The organism is Flavobacterium sp. GQ95, assembly GCF_059758655.1.
In genome coordinates this window covers 1-10,359 of the sequence record NZ_JCAXEB010000033.1, presented here as the reverse complement: position 1 = coordinate 10,359, position 10,359 = coordinate 1, and the positions used below count along the sequence as shown (strand labels likewise).

At 38.4% G+C, this 10,359-nt stretch carries 3 protein-coding genes; 2 read left to right on the top strand and 1 reads right to left on the bottom strand.

Features of this window, described 5'->3' with window-relative positions; translation table 11 throughout:
- Positions 1-5,167: beta strand repeat-containing protein (locus AC6CH4_RS25735; RefSeq protein WP_498108164.1), on the bottom strand; the 5,167-nt coding region annotated here is incomplete at its 3' end.
- Positions 5,168-5,455: 288 nt separating this feature from the next.
- Between AC6CH4_RS25735 and AC6CH4_RS25730 the strand changes: the two genes are divergently transcribed.
- Both AC6CH4_RS25730 and AC6CH4_RS25725 read left to right on the top strand, forming a co-directional pair.
- Positions 5,456-5,926, top strand: a complete 471-nt coding sequence (locus tag AC6CH4_RS25730) for a regulatory protein RecX (protein ID WP_498108162.1) — start codon at positions 5,456-5,458, stop codon at positions 5,924-5,926.
- A 466-nt stretch (positions 5,927-6,392) separates the two neighbouring features.
- The coding region (locus tag AC6CH4_RS25725) for a beta strand repeat-containing protein (RefSeq protein ID WP_498108160.1) at positions 6,393-10,359 on the top strand (3,967 nt) is incomplete at its 3' end.

Genomic DNA, 10,359 nt, shown 5'->3' with positions numbered 1-10,359 from the left:
CATTTGCAGTTTTTGCCGCTTTCATTGTTTTGGTACCACCACTCAAATTATAACTTGCATAATCATCAGCATTATATCTGTAGTATCCTCCAAGTGTTACCGGTGTATTGTGTGTCCAGAAATATAATGTTCCCTGCAAAATACCCTTATTATTAAGATCAGTAAGAAATTCATCAGCATCAATGGCAGACGGATAAGGATTTCCAATTAAATAGTATTTCCCTGAACTATAGGTTTCGCTCGTAACGGTTCCGTTGTTAGGTATACCTTTAAAAGTAGCCGTATAGGGAGCTCTTACTGTATTTGATGTTCCTTCGGGACCACGGATGATATACCCTTTACCAACAGTCATCACAGTCGTTTTAGGAGTTGCTACCCAACCAGTACCATCAAATCTAAAATATTTGTCACTTTCCGTTAGAGGTGAAACAGCTGCCAAAGTCTGTCCTTTAACAGGCGTTGACCAATATACATAATCTGCCTGACGGATTGGAAGAGTAGTACGCACATACTCAATATTTCCTGTATTGATTGTATTATCTGTACTTTCCTGTAACAAAGTAGAGCTATCCTGAAAGGTTAGTGTACCCGTTGGCGCTACTGTTATTGCGTCAGTAACTTTTAAAGTGTTACCACTTTGCACTACTAAAGAGCCATTAGCTATTACAGAAAGAGTATTGGCATAAAATTCGAGATTAGTACCTGAAACAATTGGATTATTAGATGTAGTTGGTATAATCACACAGTCTGCAGAAGTTGGAACTCCCGCAGGACTCCAGTTTGGACCATAACTCCAGTTTGTCAGTTGAGCTCCTGTACCTTGTCCTCCTAGCCATGTTTTAGTAACTGGTGGTGAAACGGACAAAGGTAATGCCATTGTGGTTACACAATCAGAGCTATTTTTTACACTTACTGTATGAGATCCTACCGCAACATTGTTAAATGTTCCTGATGCATAATAATTGGTACCGTCAATACTATAGGTAATACCTGCCCCAGTTGGTGCTGTTACTACTATAGTTCCTGTATTTACTGAACAGGTTGGTTGTACTGTTACAGAGGCTGTTGGGGTTGTTGGTAAGGCATTTACTATTACACTATAAGTTGCCGTAGCATTTGTACATGGACTATTGGAAACCGTCATCGTAAGTGTAACTGTATTTCCAGCATCTCCTGCGGCAGGTGTATAAGTCGGTGTCAACGTAGTTGCTCCAGATGTAATACTTCCTGCGCCATTTTCGGTCCATAATATTGTTCCGTTTGATGATGTTGCCCCGCTTACCGTGGCCGTTGCATTTGAACAAATCGCTTGACTCCCTCCAGCTGTAGCCGTTGGCAAAGCATTTACAGTTATTGTTACCGAAGAACAAGCTGAATTATAATTACATGGAGCTCCGTTTTCGTAACGTCCATAATAAGTTGTCGTGGTTATTGGGCTAACAGAAAGATTATTACCACTACCAGCTAAAGTACCACTGCAAGAAGCTGTATACCATTTTATAGTTTCACCTGTTCCGCCACCGCCGCCGTTAAGCGTCAAAATTGTACTTCCTCCATTACATATAGTTGTTACACTTGCTGACGCAGATATTGGGTCGGCTGATCTCTGGTTAACTGTAACCAATTGAGAAACACCTCCCGTTGTAGCAGTACATGGTGAAGCAGTGTTTACTATTTCAACCCAATAAGTAGCATCACTACTAAGATTAGGAGTCAGGTATGAACTTGATGTGGCTCCTGAAATTGGATTTGTTCCAACTACAGATCCTGTTCCCCATTGGTAAGTTGCTCCTGTTCCTAAGGTTCCGCCGACAGCTGTTAATGTTGTCGAACTTCCATTACAAATCGTTGTTGTTCCACTTATACTCGTCGGTGCAACCGATGGGGTATTAACTGTAACCAATTGTAAAACACCTCCTGTTGTAGCAGTACATGGTGAAGTGGTGTTCACTATTCTAACCCAATAGGTAACATCACTACTAAGATTAGCAGTCAGATATGAACTTGATGTGGCTCCTGAAATTGGATTTGTTCCAACCGCAGATCCTGTTCCCCATTGGTAAGTTGCTCCTGTTCCTAAAGTTCCGCCGACAGCTGTTAATGTTGTCGAACTTCCGTTACAGATCGTTGTTGTTCCGCTTATACTTGTCGGTGCAACGGATGGTGTATTTACCGTAAGCACAACCGGATTTGATGTAACTGATGGCGTACATGTTCCACCAACAATACAGCGATACTGATTATTATTCATACCAGAAGTAGCGCCTGTAATATTCATCGTTGCGGTAGTCACATTACTATAAACGCCAGTATTGGTTAAAGTTGTAAAAGCTCCTCCATTTGTGCTCACTTCCCATTGATAATTTACACCTGTGCCTGAGCCAACAATAGTAAATGAAGCATTATTTGATACACATGTGCTTGTTGGGCTTGGTTGAGTTGTAATTGATGGAACCGTATTTGTAGCATTAACTGTAAATGATGCTGAACTGGTACAATTTCTTAGAGATGTTGTAACATTATATGTTCTGGGCAACAAACCAGTTAGATTTTTACCTGTAGATGTATATCCTACCGGAACAGAAGTCCAGGAATAAACATAAGGATCTGTCCATGCAGTAGCGGTGAGGTTAACGAAAGTTCCAACAGGCGCTGAACTCCCTACTCCTGTAAGTGTTGTAGCTGAAGGCCCATCATTAAAGCTAAAACCTGCTATCAAGGTACTAAATGAAGCATCATAATCTACAAATCCTGCTGCCAATTTAGCAACATCTGCTGCTGAAAGGGCATCACTCCAAAAACCTACTTTAAAAATTTCACCTGTTAAACCATTTCCTGCAGCATCCATTACTGCATACCCTATTTTTGCCGAATCGGTGCTTGAACCATAGTTCGTTGTTGTTGCTGCCGTTGTATTTTTTAGTACTCCATTGAGATAAAGTCTTAAATTTGAACCATCTCCTGTAACTGCAATATGGTACCAAAGACCCGCAGTAATTTCAGACTTAGGCATATCCACTACACCTCCACCAGCAGTATAACATCTTAAATTATCCGCTTCAAAGGCAACTTCAATAACATCATTTTGCCCAAAAATTGACATTCTGGTAACATAATTTAAATTATCAAATTTAATCCAGCCCTCAACTGTAAATTTAGCTCTGTTGGATAAAATTGTCTGATTAAGATTTACTCCCTGAGTAGCTGCATCCGTACTAGCTCTCACAAAGGCCAAAGAAGCCGGATTTGAAGCATTTGTAATCGAAATGGTTCCGGTTGCATCCGTAGGACATGCAACATTCACTACTGTTCCTGTTATTGTTGGCGGTGAACTGTATTTATAAATTGTAATTGGTCCGCCTGACATTGTTGCGGTACACAAAGTTGAGACTTTGCTTGCCGTAACGGTATATTTTCCTGTAGTATTAAATGCGCCAAAACTGATAGGCAAACCTGTACCTGCAACCGGTGATCCTACGGCAACGGTTCCTCTATATAATTGATAGTTAACCCCAGATTCTGAACCTGATAATCCAATTGTTGTGCCCGACTCAGTGCTACAATAAGCCTGATCGTTTGCTCCTGTCATAGCAAAAATTACTGGCGTAGTACAAGATGCTGAGCTTACATTTATTAGTCCTGTTGTTGCAGCAAAAAAAGTATTATTTTTATTATTAGCAGCTGAAGCAGTACTTCCCCAAGATCCTCCAGGTGTCGTTGCTCCACCTAATGTAAGTGTTCCTGCAGTATGTGTTACAGTACTTAAATTAGCAACTACACCTGAATTAATATTCAAATTACCAGAAATAGCAACTATTGAAGCTGGGAATGTTTTAGTTCCTGGATTTGATAAGATAAGATTTGCATAAGATGTTGCTTTTATACTCTGGGTTGTTCCACTGTAATTTACTATATTTCCAGCTGTGGTTGCGTTAAGATTTGTAATAGATGAAGTTCCTCCAATATTAAGAGTTGACCCTGAAGCATTCGTTAATGTACCTGCTCCTGAAAGACCTGTTGAAATCGTTAGACTTCCTATATTATTAGTATAAGAACCAGTGAAAGCAGCATTAGGAATTGATAATGTTGATGAGCCACTTATGGTTTTTGAAGATCCGCTAAAAGTATGGGCTCCCGTGTTTACTGTAGCTGTATATGCTCCATCATTCTGTAAATTACTCAAAAAATTTATTGCAGCAATTCCTGTTTCATTCCAAGTACCGCCAGAATTGATCGTTGCACTTCCAGTAAAAGTTTTTGTACCAGTATTTGCTAATGTTAAAGTCCCTGAAATTGATGTTGTTCCAGCAACTGAAAGGGTAAAATTAGAACCTGTTGTAAAATTAGTTCCTGAATCAACTGTTAAATTTCTTCCTATAACCAAATTAGCAGCAGTTGTAGCAGAAGCAGTACCACTAATTCTCAAATCATTAGTAATGGAAGTCACAGCAAATACTTTAGTTCCGCTATTTGAAAGTATTAAATTATAATAGGAATAAACTCCCACTGTTTGTCCACCACCATTATTGTAATTTACCGTCCCGGTTGCCGCATTTAATGTACCTCCGGTAATTGTACCTCCTGCATATAAAGTCCCTGCTCCTGAAAAAGTAATATCACCTCGGTCCACATCTGCATTCATAGAGATATTTCCTGAGATTGTAACTGAGCCTGTTGAAATTAACAATTCACAATCTCTACTATCTGATGCAGAACCAGAATCGATCATTGTTATTGAAGCCGCGGTCAATGTTCCAGTAGAAACATCAATAGTAGTATTTCTTGTTCCTGCAGTTGGAGCAGTCATGTTTATAGCACCAGAAACCTGCAATGTTCCAGGCGAGGTTATAGTTAAAACATTATTATTAGTTCCAGTATTGTTCATCGTTAAACTTGCGCAGGCAGCACCAGCTACAGATATCGTAGGTTTATTTGTAATACTATTAGGAATTATAACAGCAACAGTTGCATTTGGAACTCCGTTAGACCAATTTCCGGTAATATTCCAATTTGTACTTAGCGCTCCGGTCCAAGTTGTCTGTCCATAAGTAAAACTTGACAAAAGTAATATCCCCATAAAAAGCAATCTTAAACCAGGAGTAAAAGACCTTTTTGTAGAATAATTTAAAAATAAAGAACGAACGAATAAAAGTAATTTTTTAATCATATAAGCGTGGTATTTAGATTTGGGGTTGGGCGTTAAAAAGAAATAAAAAAGCAAAGTACTTTTAATACAATACTTTAAATTTGACTTTTTATATGGAAAATTTTTGAGCTAAAATCTTGTTTTCAAACAACATATAATTCTTAATTTTCTCGTGCAAAAATATTATAATTCTCCACACACACAACATTTTAGCAATTTTTTTTCTGAGAAAAACGAAAAATATTAGTAAAATTTTAACAACAAAATGACTATTTTTAGCAATAATAGTTAAAAAGCAGGAAAAAACACATGAATCCAATTTTTACAATAAAAGAAGCCTTACTGAAATTAGAACACTTTTGTGCGTATCAGGAGCGTTGTCATGCCGAGGTCGTTTCAAAATTATACAGCCTCAAAATGACTCCTGATGAAATCGATTCTATTGTGGTTCAGCTAATTGAGAATAATTTTCTAAATGAAACCCGATTTGCCTGCAGCTTCGCAAGAGGCAAACATCGGATAAAACAGTGGGGCAAAATCAGGATTACGAACGAACTCAAAGCCAGACAAATTTCTTCTACAAATATTTCACTCGCGCTGAAAGAAATTTCACCAGAAGAGTACGAATCTACTTTCGAAAATCTTTCTGAAAGATGCTGGAACAGTATTCACGAAAAAAATCTTCTAAAAAAAAGAAAAAAGTTCTGCGACTATCTCCTGCGTCGTGGTTATGAAAGTAATTTTGTTTATGATAAAGTAAAAGAGATAGAAGAAAAATAACTTCTTTTTGTATCATAAACTCTTACTGAAAATTTTACTTAAAAATCTAAATTCATCAGAAAATACTTTCCTATACAAATATCGTTTTCTTGCGAATTATTCACTCTACCTCGCTTTTTTTAGTCTAAAATTGTAAAAACCAAGCTGTTTTACTTAATATACTACTATTTTTCTTATATTTAAATTTAGTAATTTATAAGAAATTCCACAGAATCATACTTTTTGATATGCACTTCAACGATTATTCCAAACACTTCATCGATTAATTGACTATTACGAAACCATCATTATATCAAACTCGTAGATGTGTATATATTTGCGAAGTTAAATCCTATGCCAACATAACATCCTGATTGAAACCATTTAACATGACTAGATGGCTTCTTTCAATTGTTACTTTTTTAAGTATTCTATAGCATACGATCGTTAAACAAAACAAAATAAAAAAACATCTTTTTTAAATTAAATGCCACGATTTAATATGGTTCGAAAATTACTTTTACCTTTTTTATTTTTTACAATTTCATTTTTTTCCTTTGGACAAGTAACGATAACATTTAATGCGGATGGGAATTTTATCGTTCCTGCCGGAGTTTCATCCGTAACCGTGCAGGCTTGGGGTGCAGGTGGATCAGGAGGTGGTTCAACAACTGCCTCTTACTTCAGTGCAAAAGGAGGTTCTGGAGGAGGAGGAGGAGCATATGCTACTGCCGTACTTACAGTTATCCCTGGATCAACTCTACCTGTAAAGGTCGCTGGTATTACAGCGGCAACTACAACTGGTAGCAATGGAAACGATGGAGGTTTTTCAACAATAACAGGTTTTGAAACCACAATTAAAGCCGCAGGCGGAAAAGCAGGATTAGTCAAAAGCAATACTACTCAAGATACCCCATTGGGCGGTGCAGGTGGAAGTGCAAGCAATCCGGACTCATACGGAACAATTACCGCTGGCTCAGCTGGAGTTCATGGAGATTACGGTTTAGGAATAAGTTCTGGAGCTGGTGGTAATGGTGCAAACTCTACAAATACAGGTGGTGCCGGTTTAGGCACACAAGGTGCAACCTCAAATGGTAAGCCCGGTTCTCAACCAGGAGGAGGAGGAGGAGGAGGTCGAACTTCAGAATATGATAATGCCACATCTGGTGGTGCTGGTGGTGCTGGTAGAGTAATTATAACCTACAACTGCCCTACTTCAGCAGGAACATTATCAGGAAATCAATATTTATGTACTTATAATCCTGCATCGACAACTTTTACATCTACTGTTTCCGGAGGAACATGGTCTACAAGCAATAGTGCTATAGCCGCAATCAATTCTTCCACTGGGGCAATAACTACTCCTGCAGGGGCAAATGGCACAGCAACAATTACGTATACAATTCCAGCTACAGCAAATTGTCCTATTCAAACGGCTACAAGAATACTATATGCTACAAATACACAACCAACAGCTCCAAACACACCATCAGGATCTTCATCGGTGTGTCAGGGAACTACTGCTACTTATACAGTTAATTCCATACCAAATGTAACTTATATATGGGCCTATACAGGAACAGGGGCTACTATAACACCAGCTGCAGACGGTCTTTCTGCCACTGTTTCTTTCAGTTTAACAGCGGGTAATTTTGGAAGAGTTGAAGTCGCGACTAAAAATGGCTGCAATCCAAGTGGAGCATCAGGTTTAAATGTTTTTGTTTCCCAGTTAAGCAATGGGGGAACTATTACAGCGGATAAATCTACTGGTTGTGCCGGTGATACTTACATAACCCGTTTACAGCTTTCAGGATATATTGGATTGCCTATCCGATGGGAATCCTCAACAGATAATTTTGTTAGTAATATTGTTTCAATAAACAATACAAATAACGGGATGAACATTGAAAATTTAACGCAAACTACTTCATACAGGGCAGTTGTGCAAAATTCACCTTGTACTGCAGCAGCATATTCAAATATTTTTAAAATAACAATTGGTTCGACCGCACCCTATACTGTTAGTGCTGCATCATCTAGTCCCAATGTTTGCATAAACAGTGCAATTACACCAGTTACTCATAATACAACAGTAGCTACCGGGATTGAGAATAATGGTGTATCGGGAGCAAATGGTTTACCACCGGGAGTTTCAGCCACCTGGTCATCGAATGTAATAACTATTAGCGGAACACCGACATCTGCAGTTGGAAGCCCATTTAATTATAGTATTCGTTTAACCGGATGCAGTTCAACTAATGCATATGCCACAGGAACAATAACCGTCAGAACAAATACAGTTACTGCATCATCAAATCCGAATATATGTCTTGGTGCAGGAGTTAATATAACACACACAACAACCGGAGCAACAGGTATTGGAACTATAACTGGATTACCTGCAGGAGTTGTTGCGAATTGGAATGCAAATACAATAACTATTAGTGGTACACCAACCGTAACCGGTTCTTTTCCATACACTATTCAATTAATCGGCGGATGTGGATCAATAAATGCCACAGGAACAATTAAAGTAAACCCTATTTTAACTGCGAGCGTAACTATTACCTCTGATCAACCAGCAAAATTTTGTCAGGGAACTGGAGTAAGATTCAATGCGACTGCAATAAATGGTGGCTCTGCACCGCAATATCAATGGTACAAAGGAAATACTCCAATAGCAAATCAAACAGGAAATACAATATTATTTTTTGATTTAGTAGATGGAGACAAAGTAAAAGTTGTAATGACCTCATCTAACGCTGGCCCATGTTTGACAGGAATTCCGGCAACTTCTAATGAGATTCAGGTATCGGTATATATGGCAGATCGTGGATTCACTACGGGTGGTCAACATATTTGTTTAGGTAGCCCAAGTCCGTTATTAAAGTTAGTTAATGCCAGCAATCCTAATAATGGCGCTCCTTATTCTTATCCGGAAAAAATTCAAAGATGGGAATATAGCGACGACAATAATGCTACTTGGGTACCAATTGCTAATACAAGCGGTATAATTCAATACCAACCGCCAGTATTATCAGCTTCCAGAAACTATAGAGCTGTTGCTCAAGGTAAAAAAGATGATAATAGTCTTTGTCCGGTTACTGATGCTGCAGTAGAAACGCGAATTTATGTTGATCCCGCCCCAACAGTTACATTTACTTCCCAAGCCGGAACAGATTCCTGTATTGAAACAAATGTTATATACACAACGCAGCCCAATCAAACAAATTATGTCTGGACAGTAACAGGAGCTTTAGGTACAGATTATAATATCGCCGGTGGAAGTTTATCAAACACAAGTAGTACAGTAACTATAAAATGGTTAAAATCAGGAAACAAAACTGTGACGGTAAACTACAGCAATGGAACTCCTTATAACTGTTCAGCTGCCACACCAGCCACTTCCACAACTTATGTAAATCCTACACCAGTTGCTCCCGTAGTAGTTTCAAAAGTATTGCCAACTTGTACCGTACCAACAGGAAGTGTCAATTTAAGTGGCTTACCTCCTATCGGAATTGTGCGTTATTTAGCAAAAAATTCAACAACTGCAACTTATACGATCACAGGAACAACTATGACAATCTCAGGATTAGCCCCTGGAAAATACAAATTTGCGACAGATAACCCATGCGGCACAATATATTCAGATGAGATAGATATCTCAGGTAACACCTGGGATGGTACATCATGGTCAGGCGGAAACGCAGATCCTACTTTGAATGACGTATTAGTATTTGCTGCAGATTACAATGTAAATAAAGATGTTAATGGATGCTCCTGCACGGTAACCAACAATGCAAAAATTACTATAAAAAAGGGCAAAACAATGACCATTACCAATTTTGTTAATATAGATTCGGGTTCATTAACTTTTGAGGATACTGCCAGTTTATTACAAACGAACACAGACCCAAACATCAATACAGGAAATATTGAGTATGTGCGTACTACTCTTCCAATCCGTCAGGCAGATTATGTATATTGGTCAACGCCTGTTAAAGGACAGACTTTGGCAGCTGTTTCACCCCTGACTGAAAGTGACAAATATTTTAGATTTGATGGTACTGGTTGGGTAGCAACTCCTAAAACGACTGTGATGACTGTTGGTAAAGGATATATCATCCGTGGTCCCGAAGGAACATCAAATACAGTAAGAGCTCCCTATACGGCTACTTTTAAAGGTATACCTAACAACGGAACAGTTACGAGTGAAACCTATAGTTCAGGGAAATACTATTTAATTGGAAATCCTTATCCGTCTGCCATTGATGCTGATAAATTTCTTACCGATCTTAATAATAAGGGTATTTTGCAGGGAACATTATATTTCTGGACACACAATACACCGGTAACACTTGGAGGATACTACAGATATAATGCTGATGATTATGCAAGTTACAATTTGAGTGGTGGTACCAAAACAATGAAAGCGGCAAAAACTGCAAATA